Origin of the sequence: Paenibacillus sp. FSL H8-0283, from assembly GCF_045040675.1 — a bacterium.
Classification (GTDB): Bacteria; Bacillota; Bacilli; order Paenibacillales; family Paenibacillaceae; genus Paenibacillus; species Paenibacillus amylolyticus.
In genome coordinates this window covers 4,173,063-4,193,181 of the sequence record NZ_CP150295.1, presented here as the reverse complement: position 1 = coordinate 4,193,181, position 20,119 = coordinate 4,173,063, and the positions used below count along the sequence as shown (strand labels likewise).

General features: G+C 46.9%; 20 protein-coding genes. 15 read left to right on the top strand and 5 right to left on the bottom strand.

The window, feature by feature from the left end; all coding sequences use genetic code 11:
- The 5 genes from MHI52_RS18640 to MHI52_RS18620 are packed head-to-tail and all read left to right on the top strand — an operon-like array spanning window position 1 to window position 8,123.
- Window positions 1-3,753: a nitrate reductase subunit alpha gene (locus MHI52_RS18640; RefSeq protein WP_282320965.1), complete on the top strand. Its 3,753-nt coding sequence runs from the start codon at window positions 1-3 to the stop codon at window positions 3,751-3,753.
- Window positions 3,743-5,212: a nitrate reductase subunit beta gene (gene narH, locus MHI52_RS18635; protein WP_253501249.1), complete on the top strand. Its 1,470-nt coding sequence runs from the start codon at window positions 3,743-3,745 to the stop codon at window positions 5,210-5,212. The genes MHI52_RS18640 and narH overlap by 11 nt, the downstream gene beginning before the upstream one ends.
- Window positions 5,197-5,889: a nitrate reductase molybdenum cofactor assembly chaperone gene (narJ, locus tag MHI52_RS18630; RefSeq protein WP_282320966.1), complete on the top strand. Its 693-nt coding sequence runs from the start codon at window positions 5,197-5,199 to the stop codon at window positions 5,887-5,889. Before narH ends, narJ begins: the two co-directional genes overlap by 16 nt.
- Window positions 5,886-6,611, top strand: coding sequence for a respiratory nitrate reductase subunit gamma (gene narI / locus MHI52_RS18625; protein ID WP_310336437.1), 726 nt, complete (start codon window positions 5,886-5,888; stop codon window positions 6,609-6,611). Before narJ ends, narI begins: the two co-directional genes overlap by 4 nt.
- The gene (locus MHI52_RS18620) at window positions 6,612-8,123 is read left to right on the top strand and encodes a nitrate/nitrite transporter (RefSeq protein WP_253501243.1); all 1,512 of its coding nucleotides are present in this window, start codon (window positions 6,612-6,614) and stop codon (window positions 8,121-8,123) included.
- 125 nt (window positions 8,124-8,248) lie between these two features.
- Here MHI52_RS18620 and MHI52_RS18615 read toward each other — a convergent pair whose 3' ends face one another.
- Window positions 8,249-8,950: a Crp/Fnr family transcriptional regulator gene (locus MHI52_RS18615; RefSeq protein WP_253501240.1), complete on the bottom strand. Its 702-nt coding sequence runs from the start codon at window positions 8,948-8,950 to the stop codon at window positions 8,249-8,251.
- 71 nt (window positions 8,951-9,021) lie between these two features.
- Here MHI52_RS18615 and MHI52_RS18610 point away from each other — a divergent pair, with 71 nt between their 5' ends.
- Both MHI52_RS18610 and MHI52_RS18605 read left to right on the top strand, forming a co-directional pair.
- A complete protein-coding gene (locus tag MHI52_RS18610) occupies window positions 9,022-9,750 on the top strand; it encodes a YwiC-like family protein (protein WP_340982226.1) in 729 nt (242 codons plus the stop codon).
- A 138-nt stretch (window positions 9,751-9,888) separates the two neighbouring features.
- Entirely contained in the window at window positions 9,889-10,611 is a 723-nt protein-coding gene (locus MHI52_RS18605) for a ZIP family metal transporter (protein WP_253501237.1), read from the top strand.
- Window positions 10,612-10,787: 176 nt separating this feature from the next.
- Here the strand turns inward: MHI52_RS18605 and MHI52_RS18600 are convergent, their stop codons facing one another.
- From MHI52_RS18600 to MHI52_RS18590, 3 genes are all read right to left on the bottom strand, one after another.
- Complete coding sequence (locus MHI52_RS18600) at window positions 10,788-11,213, bottom strand: YlbF family regulator (protein WP_405157446.1); 426 nt, start codon at window positions 11,211-11,213, stop codon at window positions 10,788-10,790.
- A gap of 190 nt (window positions 11,214-11,403) precedes the next feature.
- Window positions 11,404-12,090: a Crp/Fnr family transcriptional regulator gene (locus tag MHI52_RS18595; RefSeq protein ID WP_253501231.1), complete on the bottom strand. Its 687-nt coding sequence runs from the start codon at window positions 12,088-12,090 to the stop codon at window positions 11,404-11,406.
- A 56-nt stretch (window positions 12,091-12,146) separates the two neighbouring features.
- A complete protein-coding gene (locus MHI52_RS18590; protein ID WP_405157445.1) occupies window positions 12,147-13,142 on the bottom strand; it encodes a multicopper oxidase domain-containing protein in 996 nt (331 codons plus the stop codon).
- A gap of 279 nt (window positions 13,143-13,421) precedes the next feature.
- Between MHI52_RS18590 and MHI52_RS18585 the strand changes: the two genes are divergently transcribed.
- Genes MHI52_RS18585 through MHI52_RS18555 form a run of 7 tightly spaced genes read left to right on the top strand, consistent with a single transcriptional unit; the run spans window position 13,422 to window position 18,468 of the window.
- Window positions 13,422-14,030: a hypothetical protein gene (locus tag MHI52_RS18585; RefSeq protein ID WP_282320967.1), complete on the top strand. Its 609-nt coding sequence runs from the start codon at window positions 13,422-13,424 to the stop codon at window positions 14,028-14,030.
- A 45-nt stretch (window positions 14,031-14,075) separates the two neighbouring features.
- A complete protein-coding gene (locus tag MHI52_RS18580) occupies window positions 14,076-14,726 on the top strand; it encodes a hypothetical protein (protein ID WP_036672890.1) in 651 nt (216 codons plus the stop codon).
- Window positions 14,723-15,283, top strand: a complete 561-nt coding sequence (locus tag MHI52_RS18575) for a hypothetical protein (protein ID WP_405157444.1) — start codon at window positions 14,723-14,725, stop codon at window positions 15,281-15,283. The genes MHI52_RS18580 and MHI52_RS18575 overlap by 4 nt, the downstream gene beginning before the upstream one ends.
- 45 nt (window positions 15,284-15,328) lie before the next feature.
- The gene (locus MHI52_RS18570; RefSeq protein ID WP_339283143.1) at window positions 15,329-16,063 is read left to right on the top strand and encodes an SMI1/KNR4 family protein; all 735 of its coding nucleotides are present in this window, start codon (window positions 15,329-15,331) and stop codon (window positions 16,061-16,063) included.
- Window positions 16,064-16,084: 21 nt separating this feature from the next.
- A complete protein-coding gene (locus tag MHI52_RS18565) occupies window positions 16,085-17,386 on the top strand; it encodes a hypothetical protein (RefSeq protein ID WP_340982228.1) in 1,302 nt (433 codons plus the stop codon).
- 32 nt (window positions 17,387-17,418) lie between these two features.
- A complete protein-coding gene (locus tag MHI52_RS18560; RefSeq protein ID WP_340982229.1) occupies window positions 17,419-17,841 on the top strand; it encodes a hypothetical protein in 423 nt (140 codons plus the stop codon).
- A gap of 21 nt (window positions 17,842-17,862) precedes the next feature.
- A complete protein-coding gene (locus MHI52_RS18555; protein WP_340982230.1) occupies window positions 17,863-18,468 on the top strand; it encodes an SMI1/KNR4 family protein in 606 nt (201 codons plus the stop codon).
- 91 nt (window positions 18,469-18,559) lie between these two features.
- On the opposite strand, the gene MHI52_RS18550 is transcribed toward MHI52_RS18555, so the two are convergent.
- Window positions 18,560-18,877, bottom strand: a complete 318-nt coding sequence (locus MHI52_RS18550; RefSeq protein ID WP_405157443.1) for a hypothetical protein — start codon at window positions 18,875-18,877, stop codon at window positions 18,560-18,562.
- Between the two features lie 87 nt (window positions 18,878-18,964).
- Between MHI52_RS18550 and MHI52_RS18545 the strand changes: the two genes are divergently transcribed.
- Window positions 18,965-20,035 carry a leucine-rich repeat domain-containing protein gene (locus tag MHI52_RS18545; protein WP_340982231.1) on the top strand — a complete coding sequence of 357 codons (1,071 nt, stop codon included), beginning with the start codon at window positions 18,965-18,967 and terminating at the stop codon, window positions 20,033-20,035.
- Window positions 20,036-20,119 lie beyond the last annotated feature (84 nt).

Sequence of the window (20,119 nt, the reverse complement as noted above, 5' to 3'; positions counted from 1 at the left end):
ATGAGTAACAAAAGCATGCCCTGGATGGGCAAACTCAAATATTTTGCCAAACGTGAAAAAAGTGCGGAGGGCTGGAGTGAAATGTCCCCGGTCAACCGGGATTGGGAAGATGTCTACCGCCGCCGCTGGCAGCATGACAAAGTGGTGCGTTCCACACACGGAGTCAATTGTACAGGATCATGCAGCTGGCAGATCTATGTGAAAGACGGCATTGTCACTTGGGAAACGCAGGCTACCGACTATCCTTCAACCGGACCGGATATGCCGGAATTTGAACCCCGTGGATGTCCACGCGGAGCGAGTTTTTCATGGTATCTGTACAGCCCGCTACGTGTCAAACATCCTTACGTACGTGGTGCATTACTGGACATGTGGCGTGATGCGCTTCAGACGCATGGTGACCCGGTTCAAGCATGGTCCAGCATTGCGGATGATCCGGCCAAAGTGAAAAGATACAAATCGGTCCGTGGTAAAGGGGGATTAATTCGCGCGTCATGGGGTGAAGTGACACAGATTATCGCCGCTTCGCTGATTCATACGATCAAAGAATACGGGCCAGACCGGATTATTGGTTTCTCTCCTATTCCTGCAATGTCGATGGTCAGTTATGCAGCAGGATCACGCTTCTTATCTCTGATGGGATCACCATTGCTTAGTTTTTACGACTGGTATGCCGATCTCCCACCGGCTTCACCTCAGATCTGGGGCGATCAAACGGATGTGCCGGAGAGCAGCGACTGGTACAATTCTGGATACATTCTGGTATGGGGCTCCAATCTGCCAATGACGCGGACACCGGATGCCCACTTCCTGGCTGAGGCACGTTATCGGGGAACAAAAGTGGTGTCGATCAGCCCGGATTATGCGGAGTATGTGAAATTCGCAGATACGTGGATGTCGGTAAAACAAGGAACGGACGGCGCTTTGGCGATGGCTATGGGCCATGTCATTCTAAAAGAGTTTTATATTGAAAAACCTACGGACTATTTCATGCAATATGCCAAACAGTATACGGACTTTCCAAATCTGCTGATTGTGGAAGAAAAGGACGGCGTACACACAGCAGGCAGATTTCTAGTTGGGGAAGATCTGGGCATCACAGGTAATAACATGGCTTGGAAAACGCTCGTTTACGATGAAAACAGTGGAACCTATGCGATGCCGAAAGGAAGTTTGGGCTTCCGTTGGGGTGAAGAAGGCACATGGAATCTCAAAATGGAACAGGTGGAGAACGGTGAGCCGATTGATCCAAGACTATCCATGCTCGGCGTCCATCATGAACTTGTAACGATTCAACTGCCGTACTTTGATGATGAGGGAAAACATGTCATGGAGCGGCAGATTCCTGTACGTCAGATATGGTTAGGAGAAAGGTGGATTACAGTAACAGCCGTATACGATCTGGTGCTTGCCAAATACGGAATTGAACGTGAAATGACGCGTTCTGCGGATTCAGCAGAAGTAGTCAATGGTGTGGAACAGTTGAGTGTACGTGTTAACCATGGAGATGAAATCTTGCATGCACCACAGGTAAAACCATTCACTCCAGAGTGGCAAGAGAAAATCACTGGTGTGGACCAAGAGACTGTCGTACAGATTGCACGTGAGTTCGCACAGAATGCGATCGATACCAAAGGTCGTTCCATGATCATCATGGGAGCCGGTATTAATCACTGGTACAACTCCGACGTTATCTATCGCGCCATTATTAACTTAATTCTGATGACAGGTTGTCAGGGTGTGAATGGTGGAGGCTGGGCCCATTATGTTGGTCAAGAAAAATTGCGTCCGGCTGAAGGATGGCAGACGATTGCCTTTGCTCGTGACTGGACCGGACCTGCACGTCTGCAGAACGGAACATCCTTCTTCTACTTTGCAACAGATCAATGGAGATACGAGGAGACCCAAGTGGGAGAGTTGACTTCGGCGCTTGAAGGTGAACCGCGGTTCCAGCATGTGGCTGATTATAATGTGATGGCTGCGCGTATGGGCTGGCTTCCATCCTATCCACAATTCAATCGTAACTCGATTGATCTGCATCAGGATGCGCTACAGGCCGGAGCAACGACGAAGGAAGAGATTGGCGCTTATGTTGCTTCCGAGCTACAGAACAAAAATCTGAAGTTCTCGATCGAGCAACCGGATGATCCGGCGAACTTCCCGCGTGTACTATTTGTCTGGAGAGCGAATCTGATCTCAAGTTCTGGCAAAGGGCATGAGTATTTCCTGAAACATCTGCTCGGTGCAACGAACGGATTGCTGAACGATGACGATCATGGACTGCGCCCAGAGCATGTGGAGTGGGTGGATGAAGCACCGGAAGGCAAGCTTGACCTGATGATCAACATGGATTTCCGTATGGCAGGTACAGCGATGTATTCCGATATTGTGCTGCCAGCAGCGACCTGGTATGAGAAAAGCGATCTGAGCAGTACGGATATGCATCCGTTCGTTCATCCATTCAACCCGGCGGTAGCCACGCAGTGGGAATCCCGTTCTGACTGGGATACCTTCAAGGAAATCGCACGTGTATTCTCCGAGATGGCTGCGCAGCAATTCGATGGGCCGCAGAAGGAGATCATCGCTACACCACTCTTGCATGATTCACCGGATGAGCTTGCTCAACCGTACGGAGAGATCAAAGACTGGAGCGCGGGAGAATGTGAAGCGATCCCGGGGAAAACGATGCCGCATATTCAGGTCGTGGAACGTGATTATGCTGCCGTATATAACAAAATGATCAGTCTAGGACCTGTGGTGAAGGATAAACCAATCGGTACCAAAGGCATATCCTGGTCTGCCAGTGAAGAGTATGAAAAACTCAAGGGTATTCTGGGCGTGCATCGTAAAGATGGCGTTGGACAAGGGTGTCCGGATCTGAGCACCGACCGCAATGTTGCGGAGGCCATTCTGACCTTGTCCAGTACAACGAACGGCAAGATGGCTGTACGTGCGTGGGAAGCGCTTGAACAGAAAACGGCATTGCATCTGAAAGATTTGGCTGAGGAACGATCTGAGGAATGTTTTACATTTGACGAGATCACTTCCAAACCGAAAACGGTCATTACTTCACCTGCATTCAGCGGATCGGAAAAAGGCGGACGCCGATATTCGCCATTCACCACCAATGTGGAGCGCCTGATTCCATGGCGTACATTGACCGGCAGACAGCAGTTCTATATTGATCATGCGATGCTCCGTGAGTTCGGAGAGACATTAGCGACATTTAAACCTGTGCTGAAGCATACGCCGTTCCATCCGAACAGCAAACGTCCGATCGAAGGTGGCAAAGAAATTGTCCTAAATTACCTGACACCGCATAACAAGTGGTCAATCCACAGTATGTACTATGATGCGTTGCCGATGCTGACGTTGTTCCGAGGTGGCCCGACAATCTGGATGAACTACGAAGATGCAGAAGAAGCGGGACTGGTCGACAACGACTGGATCGAATGTTTCAACCGTAACGGGGTAGTCGTTGCCAGAGCCGTAGTAACACACCGTATTCCTCGCGGCATGGCTTTCATGTATCACGCCCAGGACCGTCACATTAACGTTCCGGGTACCAAAATATCACAGACACGTGGGGGGACACATAACAGTCCGACACGTATTCATGTGAAGCCAACGCATATGATCGGTGGTTATGCCCAGTTAAGTTATGGCTTCAACTACTATGGCCCGACAGGCAACCAGCGTGACCTCAATGTCATCATAAGAAAACTGCAGGAGGTGGATTGGCTTGAAGATTAAAGCACAAGTCAGTATGGTCATGAATCTGGACAAATGCATAGGGTGCCATACATGTAGTGTAACATGCAAAAACACCTGGACTAATCGTCCAGGTGCAGAATATATGTACTGGAACAATGTGGAGACCAAGCCAGGGGTCGGTTATCCAAAACAATGGGAGGACCAGGAGCGTTATCGCGGTGGCTGGGAGATGAAGAATGGCAAACTGGAATTGAAGTCCGGCACACGGGCAAGACGCTTGCTTAACATTTTCCATAACCCGGATCAGCCTACCATTGACGATTATTACGAGCCATGGACATACGAGTATGAGAAACTGACGAACAGTCCGGAGAAAAAACATCAGCCTGTAGCACGACCAAAATCCCAGATCACTGGTGAATATATTAATCTGGAGTGGGGGCCGAACTGGGAAGATGATCTGGCAGGTGCCCATGTAACCGGGATGGAAGATCCCAATATGAAGGGTGTCGAGGACTCGATCAAAATGGATTTTGAACAGGTATTTATGATGTACCTGCCACGAATCTGTGAACACTGCCTTAATCCGGCCTGTGTGTCCTCTTGCCCTTCCGGAGCGATGTACAAACGGGAAGAAGACGGAATTGTACTGGTTGACCAAAATGCCTGCCGCGCATGGAGATTCTGTGTATCGAGCTGCCCATACAAAAAGGTCTATTTCAACTGGCAGACGAACAAAGCCGAGAAATGTACCCTTTGTTTCCCGCGGATTGAAGCGGGCCTGCCAACGATCTGTGCCGAAACCTGTGTGGGACGTATCCGTTATATCGGCCTGATGCTGTATGATGCAGACCGTGTTGAAGCCGCTGCTTCCGTTGAAAATGATCAGGATCTCTATGAATCCCAGATGGATATTTTCCTTGATCCGAATGACCCTGAGGTGATTCGCGAAGCGCGCGAGGCCGGAATTCCAGAGGATTGGATTATTGCAGCGCAGCAGTCCCCTATTTATAAAATGGTTATCGACTGGAAAATTGCGCTCCCGCTTCACCCAGAATACCGCACCATGCCAATGGTATGGTATATTCCACCGCTTAGCCCGATAACCAATCGGGTAGAGGGACAGGGAAGTTCGCTGGAGGCCAATGATATTTTCCCGGCGATTGATAACATGCGTATTCCCGTGGAATATCTGGCCAATCTGCTTACGGCAGGAGATACAGATCAAATCCGTGAAGTACTGCGGAAAATGGCAGTTATGCGCATTCACATGCGTAACCAGCAGACGGGCAAGACCAGTGAATCGGAATTACTGGAAAGAGTAGGCATGGATGCTCAGGAAGTGGAGGACATGTACCGACTGCTCGCGATTGCGAAATACAATGACCGTTTTGTCATCCCGCCAGCTCACCGTGAGGAAGTGGAAGATCTCTTCAGCGAACAGGGCAGCTGCGGACTTGATTTTGCAGGGGGTCCAGGTTCTTGCGGAGTATTCTGATGGGAGAGGAGACAACGACAACGATGACGATCGAACCCAATGAAGGAACAGGTCAGGCTCTGGTTTACGATACGAATACGAGAAGAATGGTCTGTAAACTGATCTCCTATCTGTTGCAATATCCCGATACAGCGTGGAGAGAAGGGTTGCAGGGATTGAAGGAAGCTATACAGTCCATTTCCGATGAGACGGTGAACCAGATCTTGCTGACATTTGTAGATAAAGCACAGGCAGTAAACTCGATTGAGTGGCAGGATTCGTATGTTCGAACATTCGATTTTGATAAAAAGTGTAACCTCTATCTCACGTATGCTCTTCATGGAGATGAACGGGATCGGGGCCCGGCTCTGATTGAATTGAAACGCAGATATGAAGCTGCGGGATTTTATATGGAAGTGAGTGAGTTGCCGGATTATCTGCCTATGGTGCTTGAATTTGTAGCTGAGGCGCCCGAGGAAGATGCCTTGGGTGTGCTCTCCAGCTGCCATAAGGCTCTGGTCACGATGACCGAAAGCATTACGGGACAGAACAGCCCATATGGACCATTGCTCAGTCTGATGTTACAGGTCATTCCTGAGCCCCCAGCTCCTGATGTACCCAAACAGGAAGAAGCAGCTAACCAACAACCTGAAGATCTCATGCAGATTGCGGCTCAGATGAGGAGGGGGAATCGGTGAGTACACTGGAACTTTTGTTATGGGGCGCTCTTCCCTATATGGTCATTGTTTTCTGTATTACGGCAACGATCTGGAGATATGTGACGAATCCCTTCAGTTGGACGTCCAAGTCGAGTGAGATGCTGGAGAAACGAATGCTAAAATGGGGAAGTTTACTCTTTCATATCGGAATATTCGCCGTAATCTGTGGACATATTGCCGGTTTACTTGTTCCGGTGGAGTTCTATCGCTGGATCGGACTGAGTGATGAAGGATATCACTTGATGGCTATCGCAGGAGGACTGCCTGCGGGGATCATTGCATTTGCAGGTGCAGTCATTCTGCTGGTTCGCCGTTATGTTGCTCGCCGGGTCCGGGCGACGAGCAGCATCGGGGATTGGCTGGCCCTTGTCATGTTGATCATTGTCATTGTCACCGGAATACTGGCGACCTCGGCCAATGCGGTGAATCACACAGGTTTCGACTATCGAACAACGATTAATCCATGGTTGCGCGGTCTGATCGTATTCCAGCCTGATCCGGTTCTGATGCAGACGGTACCTCTGAACTTCAAAGTACACATTCTGCTCACTTTTGTACTGTACTGCGTGTTTCCATTTACTCGTCTGGTTCACATGCTAAGTATGCCACTGGGTTATCTGAAACGCAGTTATGTGTTATATCGCAGGAGAGATGGAGCTGTGTATCCGAATCAGGAACAAAAAAAGGAAAGGGCGATGTAAATGCAACATAAAGGAAAGGTTCAACTGCCCTTGCAAACCGCAAGTCTGGTTCTTGGTTTCATGGTATGGGTTATCCTGTCATCTCTGATGCCATTTATTAAAGAGGATATTGCGCTTACATCTTCCCAGCTTGCATGGGCAACAGCGATTCCTGTATTGATCGGATCGATTGCCCGTATTCCGATTGGTTATTGGACGAATCGATATGGAGCACGTAATATTTTTATGATTAGCTTTGTCCTGTTGCTGGCTCCTGTATGGTGGATTAGCCGTGCGACATCGTTCAGTGATCTGGTGATAGGTGGACTGTTCCTCGGTATTGGGGGAGCTGTCTTCTCCGTCGGTGTAACTTCACTGCCCAAATATTATCCGAAAGAGCGACATGGGTTTGTTAACGGGATCTACGGAATTGGTAACCTGGGGACAGCACTGTCTGCATTCGGAGCCCCGCTGATTGCTGATCGTATGGGGTGGTCTACGACGGTTCTGCTCTACAGTATTCTGCTACTAGGAATGGCAGCGCTGAATTTTGCTTTGGGAGACAAAAAGGAAACTCGTGTTAATGTTCCGCTTATGCAGCAACTGAAGGCCATATCACGCAACAATAAACTATGGTTGCTCTGTTTATTCTATTTTCTGACATTTGGTTCGTTCGTGGCATTTACGGTATATTTGCCAAATTTCTTAGTCAGTCACTTCCAGATGGACAAAGTCGATGCAGGTATTCGTACAGCGGGATTCATTCTCGTTGCTACCATCATGCGACCTATTGGAGGCTGGCTTGGAGATCGATTTAATCCGTTCAAAATATTAATGTTTGTCTTCGGCGGATTAACGATTGCAGCGATTGTATTATCTTTCGCGCCGTCATTCTATATCTACACCATTGGATGCCTGACTGTGGCCTTATGCGCAGGGACAGGTAACGGAACTATTTTCAAATTAGTGCCAATGTATTTCGTTAAACAACCAGGTGTGGCAAATGGGATGATCTCGGCTATGGGTGGTCTGGGCGGATTCTTCCCTCCGTTGATGTTGACTTTGTTGTACAGCATGACGGGACATTATGCCATTGGTTTCATGGCTTTGTCACAGATCGCGCTGGTCAGCCTGATACTTGTGATCTGGATGTTCTACCAAGAGAAGCTTCAGTTATCTGCCAGCATTCTGGAGAATACAATTGAAGCGATTCTGATCACGGATACGAATAGTGTCATTACTTCCGTGAACCCGGCCTTCACTGCGGTCACTGGTTATAGCGCTGAAGAGGCGGTTGGACAGAGGCCAAGTCTGCTGAAATCTGGCAAGCAAGATAAACGATTCTATGACCAATTATGGTTGGAATTACGTGAAAAAGGATATTGGCAGGGCGAGATATGGAATCGGAAGAAAAACGGAGAGATCTATCAGGAATGGCTGAGTATAACGGCGATCCGTAATGAAGCTGGCGAAGTTAAATATTATGCGGGCATGTTCAGTGACATGGGCAGGCCAGAGCTCACAATCGCCTGATACATGTATCGGTAATTGTGCATACAGCAAGAGACCTTAACATCGATTGCAGGCGTTAAGGTCTCTTTTTGCACACATAGATTGGTGTAGGGGGTGTGGGTGAAAACCACAGTGGAGCTGAGTGGTCACGCATCCCTTTGTTGCTTCAATGCTTGTAAATCAAGAATGATGATCCGGCTACGATCCACTTCGAGCAAATGCTCTTTTGTAAGCTGGTTCAGAAGCCGATTCGCTGTTTCCCTTGTAGTTCCGATGGAATTGGCAAACTCCTGGTGTGTCATGGGCAGGTTGATGATAATTTGTTCGCCATGTGTCTGCCCGTGCTGCTCTGCGAGCATGAGAAGGAAGGAGAGCACACGGTTGCGTACATCCTGACCAGAGAGCACCTGCAATTTGTCCTGTAGTTCACGTATTTTGTCTCCGAGTACGCGCATAATTTTGATTGCAATCGATGGGGTACTCAGCATTAATCGTTCGAACAATCTGACAGGTATGGCCAGTAGTTCGGTAGGCGTAATCGCTTCAGCGGTAGCCGGGTAGGGGTGCGCGTTAAAAAAGCCGGTGTGTGGGAACATATCTCCTGTTTTGAGGAAAGAGACAATCTGTTCATGTCCATTCTCATCCGTTTTATAAGCTTTTACAATTCCGGTACGAATGAAAAAAACAGCTTCTTTTTCGCTACCTTCGCTAAAAATGACCGTTTTCTTGTGAATACTTCTGGAAATGGCGATATCTTCGACCTGCTTCAATTCTTCGGGGCTAAGGTCCTGGAAGATGGGGAACTGTTGTAGAAACTCCGCTGCTGAATCTTTGTTTACCCTGCTCATGAGAATCTTTCCTCTCTGTGTTCATATTTCTGAACTTCGACATCATTCAATCCTAGGAGGTTAACTGTGAAGTGAAAACCAATACGCATTCAATCGTTATCCCTCATGAACATGGCGGCTGGGCCATGGTTAGTGTACCTTTTCTGGTAGGTATGATTGCAAGTGGGCCGCAGTGGCTGCATGTGCCCTTATTTGTAGCCTGGCTTGGACTATATCTAACCGCGTATCCGTTACTGCAGTCTTTGAAAAGAAATGCCAATCGACATCGCTTATACAAGTGGTCTGCAATCTACGGTACAGTGGCGCTAATCTGTCTAATCCCACCTGTTCTGGGTCAGACCTCACTACTATTCTTTGGCCCGGTTCTGGGCGGATTGTTGCTCGTAAACATCTGGCATGTAATACACAAAGCAGAACGCTCGCTTACCAATGATCTGTGTGCCATGCTGATGTTCTCTCTAGGGGGAGCAGCTGCTTATCTCATTGGAAGCGGGCACTGGGACTTTAGAATGGCAATCGTAGTTTTGTTTTCTTTCTTACATTTTACAGGAAGTACGTTCTTTGTGAAATCGGTCTTTCGAGAGCGAACGAATAAGAGTTGGCTGATGCTAACTCGACTAGTACATATCCTTCTAATTCTCATACCGATCGTGATCGGATATCCTTGGATGTCTTTGGCATATGTCTATTCCGCCGTACGCACCTTCATATATGCAGGCAGAACACTGCGCCCTATGAAGGTTGGTATGATCGAAATTATTGGAGCCGTGCAGTTCCTGCTCTGGTCTATTCTGTTGTAATCCGCATCATTTCATCATAGCGTGATTTTTGAACACAACAGGTGATATAGATCACAACGTCACAGGATTGTTTTTGATTGCTCTGCCAAGGTTAATGGAATGATAGAACATAATTGAACTTGAGAGGGGTCGGCCCAGATGTGGACTGCATTCATGTGGGGCGGCATCTCTGCCTCAGCGGTTGTCATAGGCGCACTCGCAGCATTGTTTCTGAAGATTCCCAAACGAGTCATTGGCTGGATTATGGCTTTTGGGACAGGTACATTAATCGGGGCAGCTACCTTTGAACTACTCGGAGATGCGCTGAATGATGGAGGTATTATCCCTACAGCCATTGGATTTACGGCGGGTGCTGTCGTATATACGCTTTTTGACTTGCTCGTTTCTGCAAAGGGAGGGGCAGGGCGTAAACGCTCGGCAAAGTCGGGAGACTCGAACCAAAGCGGCCTGGGTATCTTTGCAGGCACGGTAATGGACGCTATCCCGGAATCCATCATGCTTGGAGCCAGCTTACTGGCTGGCAACGGTGTCAGTGTGGTGCTGGTGGTATCGATCTTTGTCAGCAACATTCCTGAAGGTCTGTCCAGTACGGTTGGACTACAGGGCAAGTACAGTCGTGGCAAAATCATATTAATGTGGCTGAGTGTACTATTGATCTCCGCGCTTGCAGCTCTGGGTGGGTATCTGTTTCTCGAGCAGCTACCTGAGGAGATGAGTGCAGCAATTGGTGCATTTGCAGGTGGTGGAATCATTGCCATGATCTGCTCGACGATGATGCCGGAAGCCTTTGAAGAGGGTGGGCCAATTGTGGGTTTGATTGCATCCATGGGATTGCTCGCATCGCTGTTGCTGGATCTGTAGATAAAAGAATAAGCTTCCGATGCAGCAAAGCTTTAAGGTGCACACTTCGCTTCTTCAGCTTATTTTGTCTTCTCCGTTTTTGTGTAAATATTAGTTGAATTTATATAAAAAGAGTATCCGAACAGCGTGATTTCTGATCGGATACTCTTTTTGATTATTTAACCAAAAGGAAGATATTAATGGTTGCTGGAACAGCTGCCTCCGCATCCGCAAGCTTCCTTACCTAGTTCATTGGATTCGGGCAGGCGGTTCAACTCCACCGATTTCGTGAAAAAGTGACTGATCTGCTGATGTAGCTGACTGAACTCCCGTTGAGCATAGATAAACCGACGAATGAGGCGATGATCATAGAGTGCGCGTTCTTCCTCTTCATACACCTGGATTTCAGATGCAAGCAATTCGATATTTTGCCGTTCTTTCTCCTCCAGTGCCTGATGTTTCTCCATAAATTTCTCATACTGAGTCGTAGCTTGCTCATCTGCAGAAAACTGATCAATCATGTCCCGCATCTCTTTGTAGCCTTCATCCTGTAGCAGCAGTGAACAGAGCTCCTGCATTTTGTGCATAATGATCTGTTTGTCCAATTTAACAACCGTATTCATCGCATAAACCTCCTGAAGATCTTTTCTTAACTGTATACTGTAACGCTAGGCTGCACTGTGACGATACTCACATCCAATGTGAAATATAATACTTGTCCCAAAGCTATATGAGTTGAACTAATCATTCACACGTTAGCAGCGATGGGAAGGTTATACTGTCATCGTAGTATTAGTGTAAATAATATTTAGTTCAGAACGGAACCATTTCCCTAAGCTGCTCCAATTGCAGAATAAGGATGCAGTTTCCTGTAACCTGAAGCAGTCCCTGAGTTTGCATCATGGCAAGTTTACGACTAAGTGTTTCGGGTGTGATCCCGAGTAACAGAGCCATATCTTTTTTGAAAACAGGCAAGCGGATCTCATGTTTTGCATGATTTCGGGTATGGAAATACAAAAGCAACTTGGCAATCTTCTGTTCCGTTGTCATCGCACTTAGCGAGCTGTTCCATTCATCTGTTTCACGGAGCAGCTTGGTAATGGCAAGCAGGAAATGATAAGCAAGCTTTGGATCATGTTCAAGTAATTGGTCAAAGTCATGCTTGCTGATAGAGCAGATGGCCGAAGGCTCCAGAACTTCGGCGTTCGCGACATGTGGTTTTTGGTGTAACAGGGAATCTTGTCCGAAGAAATCACCGGGAAACAGAAACCGAATAATATGTTCCTTGCCATTTTCATTGTATTTGGATAACTTCACACATCCCTGATGAACCACATAAAGCGTATCTGAGCGTTCTCCCTCCTGGACGACAACTTCGCTTTTGTTATATTTGCGGGTATGCAGAAGGGAGATCAACAAGGCAGCTTCGGATGGATCAAGATGCTGGAACAGAGATACTTTGGAGAAACAGGCATCCTTCGCTTCGTGTGTACAGATCATCGTTTAATCACCTCGAATGGTTCAGGATAGGTATAGCCATTATCTATTGTCATGTCTCAGTGAGACATCGCGGGTCCACCATGATCAGCACCATCCTTGGTCACACGCAAAACAGCGGCAGCGCCTTTGGCTACATGGTTGAACTGATGGGTTACAATCGCATAATCGCCTTCTTCGGTCACGGTGAACTCTACGACAGCTCCACCACTTGCGGGAAGCATAACCGTCTGTATTCCATACTGGATGTTGCGTGGATTTCCATCCGTATACACACGGTCCATAATGGTACCCACAACGTGGAAGGATGAGACTTCATTGGGTCCGGCATTACTGACATAGATTCGCACCGTATCTCCTACTTTGGCTAACAGGGGATGTTTTATTAATCCATAATCATTGCCGTTAAATACGACATAATCCGGTTCCCCGTTCAAAAAAGCTTCATAATCATGCTCTTTATACCATTCACTCTGGACAAGGGTATACTCATGATCAACCAAGTGATCGGAAGGGTATCCTGCTTTGGGTTCCACAATAATCATGCCGTACATCCCGTTGGCGATATGGGCAAGGACCGGTTTGGTTCCACAGTGATACATGAATACACCGGGTGAGGAGGTGGGATAAGTGAACGTGCCTTCCTCGCCTGGCATCACATCAATAAATTTGCTGCTGGGAGCAGCATGTACAGCGTGAAAATCCATGGAGTGAGGAAGGCTGGAATCTTTATTTTTCAACGTGAACACCAAGGTATCTCCCTCTGTCACTCGTAGGACGGGTCCGGGGACGGTACCATTAAATGTCCAAGCGTTGTATATCACTCCTTTGGAGATTTCGACATCTGTAACCTGGGCCGTCATTTCAATATATACCGTAGTACCTTCTCTGCGAATGATCGGGTCCACCGGGGGTTGACTGATCGCAGAGGAGGAGGAGGAGACTTCATCGTGGTGAACAGGTTTAACTGTATCGGTTGAACTACAGTGAGAGAGAGTTGCTGTGAATATAGCGAATACGAGTGACCATTTATATACATTCAGTAAGGAGAACATAGTTGCACAACCTTTACTCAAGTGATGTTTTTCACAATATAAAAAGCGGGTTTTCTTTCATTTCAGTAGTTATTTAGTTATAGATTACGTTATTGAGGTGGAGACGGGTGTGATGAGGCACACACTTGGGTATGTCGTAATAGAGGCATTTCCAACAATCTGTCTTCAATTGTTGTGCTGAGCAACGGAGTTTCATATAATTTTAGAGAGATGGATTGGTAAATGTTGAGTATTTTGACGCTGTGTATGTCGTAGTTTCAGAAGAAAGGTGGATACAGGATGAAACGTTTCGAAGATGAAGGTGCGTATAAGTATAGTTTCTATTCGGTTCTTCGACGGGGAGAGCGGATTGATGTGAAATGTCCCAAATGCGGTGGGCACGCTTCGATTGATCAACGGAATGGTCAACTCGGATGGAAGTGTTACGAATGTTACGCTCAAGCTTTTGAAGAACCAGTATATCAATATAAAGCCAAGGGGAATTGTGCTGTATGTGAACGTTGGTTTAACGTGGAAGTCACAGACGAGAAGAAGACGTCTCACCGATCGACGCATGTGGAATGTCCGCATTGTAGTTCTGTTAATCAGGTTGAATTACACGCCAAGCCGACATACCAAAGGTGTTTTTCCGAGATTTGTGCTGGGAAAGATCCTGTATTCGGGCTGGAATTATACTTCCTGGATAATTTCAGAGGAAAAATAATATGGGCTGTGAATCGGGAGCATCTGAATTATCTCATCGCTTATGTCTCCGCAGACCTGCGTGTAAAATACGGAAATATGCCTATACGAACGGCTTCACATAGTATTCCGGCTTATATCAAGGATGCGAAGAATAGGGATGTGGTTGTTCGTACACTGTCGAAGCTTCAGCACAAGACTGGATAAGACTGAAAGCGAAGATAAAACGTTAAAGCCGCAAGGAGAGAAGAAATGAAACTACGAGTTAAACTTACTATTTTTGCAGTCATTCTGGGTATGTTGATGATTCCGGCTTATTTTATTTTACAGACATTTGGTGTATTTCAAAAAGAGACAGTATTATCTGACTATGCTCTGGCCGTTGATGTTAATGGGAAGTCCTATGGGGCTTGGCCGCTGATTAACAGTTTTGCAGCGATGGACAAAGAGGAAGATAACCGTCAGTTTTATTACCGGATTGATATGAATCATATCCAATACCTGTTTAATCTGGCTTATAAGGAGTATGATGTGAAGCCAGGCGGGGACAATCCGTATCTGGCTGGTACTGTAAACTATCAACGTACAGATCACAACTATGTACAGACCGAGAGACAGTATGAGAACGCCAATGATTTCACAACGGTTTTGAATCTGTATGATCAGGATGGGCAGGTGATCTACACCTACAATAACACCGGCAAGGGAGATAAACAGCTGGTAGAATCCATCATTCATCAGGGAATGAGCCGTAATAGTGGCGGTAGTAGCGAAGCTGCCCGCGATCCGTATATCAATATTACGGCGTTATTCCGTGACAAGCTGAACATCGATGTGAAACTGACGGTGGATGAGGAACACAAAGTGGTTACCATTCGAATGAACAAATCGGAGGCGAGATGATGAATGAGTATGGTGTACAACACGGACCTGTTTATCTGGAAGGATTAATTAGGAAGGAAGAGAACATAAAGTCCGATGAAGTGGAGTGGAAAGGCAAACTTCAAATGAGTGATGGTCATGATAAATTCCATATTTTTTATTATGGTGACTTGACTGAAGATGATCTGATTACCTGGCATGATTCGACACCTCTTCTTGTACATGCGGAGCATACGGTCACGGGTGAGCGCTATCTGCTCATTGATACCGCCAAGCACGGCTATGATGCTATGTTATGTGAGACCTATTCGGAAGACGCACTACATGACAGACCCCTTCGTCCTTACCTGGATGTTGAAGGTGAGGACATATTTGAAGTAGAGTTGACGGCTTACTACAATGTGCCTTGGGATGAAGAGTTTGGCGAAGATGTAGATGAAAATGGTGCATATGAACTGATTACGGGAGAGCGCATGCATTTTGATCAGGTCAAGCGAGATGGATATGATGCCTTTGCAATTCGCATTCTGAATCGTAAAGGAGTATGGACTGAAATTGTACAGGAAGAACTGGCTTAGATCCTGAAAACGAATGAACCAAACTGAGATGGGAGATGTCGACAAATGTATATTGTATCCCGTGTACTTAAGCCGGTTCCAGCGGAGGAACTGGATCACTTTGAACAACAGCACGCCATCTCGCTACCTTTATCATACCGTACCTGGATTGAACAATATGGGGAAGGTACATACACGGGATGGATGAATGTGCAGAGGCCAGACCCGGAAGTGTTGAAGCCTTTTGTGGATTATGATTTTTGGATACATACGGATGATTCGCCTATAAGTCAGCAGCAACTTGAGCAGTGCATCTCCATCGGCAGTTCTGTAGATGGAGATTTCCTTGCTGTTCATCCGGAAGTTGAGGGGCTGTTGTGGCTACCGCGTCATGATGAAAATATCACCTTATGGACATGCTCGGAGACTGAATTTGGCGAAACGCTGGACCGGATCTATTGTGGGTATTACCATCAGGATAAACCAATAACGCCACTTTACTTTGAGCCGTGGAATGAGCTGCGGAAACATACGTTTTACCATTTTTCAGGGACGGAACAGGGAAGCTCCATGAAGGAACTCGCCGATACATGCAAAACAGAATTTAAGTGGGATGCTGTGTTGGAGAATGAGTACATGTGCAAGATGTTCATGGTGTCGATGGGAGGATATTTACGATTTAACTATGCAGCTGGGAGAGAAGTTGCCCTGTTCTATGAAGAAAAGAATGGTGCGGAGGAGGCGACGGATAACGAAATCAGTATGTTCTTGCAGGCACATCATTGTACGGCATATGAATAGGGCTTGAGTGGAGGGAAACCTATGAGTTGGTTAAAGGAAGACATTGCGGAACAATGGCGCAATGAAGGCAAGCGTTATGCAAGGGATGTTAATGCATTTGTCCGGAGAAGTATGCAGGGAGAGCAACCGGATGAATCCGAGTTGGAGGGAGACTCCAGAAGCGGAATGAGTACTGAAGTATTCCATATGGTGAGACAGGCCAATCTCCACGGTGACTTGGAGATGCTCCGACGTGAGCTGCCAGCAGCGACGTGGCCATTGAGCGAGGCATTTCAGGCTTCCATGCAGGCTGTCAAAGTTGTAGGTTATCTGAACGAGGAAACTGTTGTATGTCATACGGGGATTTTCACGGAGAATAGTCAGATATATACGATGGATCAGCAGGGGTGGCAGTTGATCTCTCCATATACTTTTGCAGGTTGCTCATCGGTTGGACTTGACTATGCGCTTGCAGGACCGGATGGGATTCATATCATTCGTCAGCCAGATCGCAAGTTGGAAGGACAGGAGATAGCGACATATCGATGGGAAGATATTCAAGCCCGGATACAATCGGCATTACCTCGGATTGAATCACTTGCGGACTGTGAGCATCCCGAACGGACACTTGAAGGACTTATACCTATGGATGAAGGCAGAGCACTACTTATTCATTCAAGATACGGGATATATCTTGTAACGCAAGATCAGGTGACCTTGCTTCATCCCGATCTGGCAGAGATCGAAGAGTATGAGCTAGAGGATACACAGATAGATATGGGGCATGCAGCGGTATCTCGGGATGGTCGATGGATTGCCTATGGCAGCCAAGGGAGCAATCATATGGTGATGGAGCGTCGGCTGAACAAGACATACTCCCTCTATCCAGAATCGAGCTACCCTCATTATGCAGCATTCACCAGTGATAACCAGAACGTCTGGTTTAACGCATGTCATTTCTATAACGGGGTCACGATACAGGTCCCGCTGGAATCAATCGCAGGCAACGAAACGAAGGAAGATTGGCCAGTGATGGATGAGAATGCACGTGTGTATGCAGCAGCGGAAATAGAGGCGGGCATGGTGCTTGGGGATGCATATGGTTATCTGTATTGTGTGAATAACAAGGGAGAGGAAGTATGGCGCCATTTTGTAGGTAGTACGATCTATTCTCTCGCCGTATCACCAGAGCAGTCCAAGCTGGCAGTTGGTACATATGGTGGCATGCTGCATGTGCTTGATCTTCGTTCCAAAGAAATGGACGAGTACGGGATCGGTACAGGCACTCTTCGTGAGTTGGAGCGGTATGTGTTGTGGCGTGGAGAAGAACCTCTTCGCTGGTAAGGTCGTATTACAACCTGCAAAGGGGTGAAGGGATGGAACGTGAAGAGGCTGTAACGTTATTAAAATGTCACTCCTTTTCTTATGATGATCTGAGTCATCCCAAGATGGAGAACGGTTTTATTGGCAGTCTGCGGCCTTTCCGTGGACATTTGATTAAGGAGAATTTTCATGAGTTGATTGAGATACTGCGTGTTCTGGCGTCCGAACTTGCACGGCCTTCACTGGATCGGGAAGTCATGGCATGTCTATGGGGAATTACTCATATGGCCCGTGCTTGGGCCGTTGAACCCGAAGGCATGCTTCGCAGCAACAACCTCATTTCCGACGAACAGGTGACATTGATGGAACAATGGCTTAATTTGTTATCTTACGCAGTCATGATTCTAATTGAAGGCGGCGGAGAGGAAGAAGCGTTTTGGGAATATCATCAGTATCTACAAGAAGAGAAGAACTGAGTTAGGGGAGGTGTGGTGAGATTGGAGCCGAATGTATCATTAAACGTGCTAATGGACGAGCTGAATCACTTGTTAGATGAGAGAATACAGGATCAAGAGATTCGGCAATTGTTTGAAGAATATCAACAGCGGGAAGGTGCATCCGAGGAAAGTCTGGATCTATTCGAAAAGGAGTATGGCGTCCGGCTGCCTGGCGATTTTCGTGCCTTTTACCAAAGGAAAGACGGCAGTGGCTACGGGTTGCATGTGCTGTACTCGGGTGATGCCGAGACGGGCAGATGTACACCCTTTTATCTGATGTCATTGGAAGAGATTCGAGAGACCAAACAATACTTCTGTGAAGTGGATGAGAAGCTTGAAGAGTATTATTCTGCCGAAGAGATCAGCCAGCTGGACCCGGAGATCAAACCATACCTTTTCCATAAACCATGGATTCCTTTTGCAACAATTGCAGGTGGTTCACTGTATCTGATGCTCGATTTTGATCCAACGGCGGAAGGCACGTATGGGCAGATTATTATGTACGTGCACGATCCGGACTTTGTTTATTACCTTACACCTACCTTCACGGATCTCCTCAGCATGTCGAACCGTAATCTGAAGATGATGGATGAGATCACCTATTAAAATCCTGCACGATTAGACAATTCCTTCAATAATAAAGAAGCTGCCGAAGCAGCTCCTTTATCTGAACAAGTACTTTGAATGAGTCTAATGATTACCACTGGAAGAAACGATGTCCGTGAAATCCTCCGCCTGGAGGTCCTCCGTGTCCACTTGGACCACCCGGCCCGCCTCCATGAGGTCCGCCTGGATAGCCACCTCCTGGGAAATGACCAGGGTGTCCACCGGGGTAACCACCGCCGGGATATCCACCATGCCACCAAGGACCACCGATCGGATATGGTAGTGGAACAGGAACGATGGGCGGGTATGGATAGGGATAAGGGTAAGGATACGGTGGGGGTGACGGATAATAAGGGTAAGGATAACCCGCAGATTGCGGGGATGAAACTGAACCAGGGCCGTATGCCATGTAATAAGCCTCCAATGACTGGATTGATGATATCAGCCTATGCCACAGTGGTTTCAGATGATACAGCAGATTGAAGATTGATGAATAATGAGTAATGAGGGGGAACATATGGTAGCCGTAGCTTTTCACACTGATCCAAGAGGAACGGCCTATGAACTGTTGATTGACGAATTGATCGAGAAGACAGACCGGTTTATGCTGGTTGATAGAAAGTATGTTGAGGAAGCTACACCTGAAAGAGTTACTACAGTGTTACGGAGATTGGATCCGTATTTGATTGAGAGCAGTACGATGGAAGAAATGATGATGAAAAGTGGCGCCATGTATTCAGAGGGGATTTATTACATATATCGTTGCACGCCGGAATCAGGGCAGATCCTCAAGGAGGAAGCCAACCGCTTTCATGACTGGTTATATCCCTCAATGCCAGATGATCTTTGTTTTTTGAACGAGGATGGAAGTGACTACTTCTACACTGTTGCTCATGAGAATATGTATGGCATGCATATTACACAAGAAGAAGCAATTGAGCTAATGGAGCGAATCACTGGGTTATTTTTTAGATTAGATCTGCATCAGGACATTCATTGTTTACTGGACGACGCGATTAGACATCAGACGGATGTGCTGAATATTAGTTCACATTACTTGAAAGAGATTCCGGAACGTATTCGGGAATTAAAGCACTTGAAACGTTTGACAATTTTTGAGCAGGATGTTTATACGCTTCCTCCAGCCCTTTTCGAACTGACATCATTGGAAGAATTGGAGATCATGACGGCGGATTTGGAAGGTATTCACCAAGACATTGGAAAATTGAAACAACTTCGAGAGCTTAGAATTTATTGCGGCAGTTCTTATCATGTTCCGACCGGATGGAAGCCAAAGGAGAAGTCGGATCTTGGTCTGAAACATATTCCAGCCGAGATTGGTGAATTGAGCGAACTCGTAACTCTGGATATAGGGTACTCGGGTATTTGTGAGCTTCCGCCTGAACTGGAGAAATTAAAGAAACTACGTTATTTGAGTGTAACTGATGGTTTGATCGAGGGAATGCCAGAGATGGTCAAGCGAATGAGTTGGCTTCAGAGTGTAAATTTGAACAGTACTCCATTAGGGATTAGTTGTGATGACATCTCCGACGAAGCAGAACTTTAATAGCCAATGAGCCCTGCTCTCGGGATGTCCGAGTCAGGGATATTTGTTATGCGATGAGAACTTGGCGGAAATGGGCTCACGTAT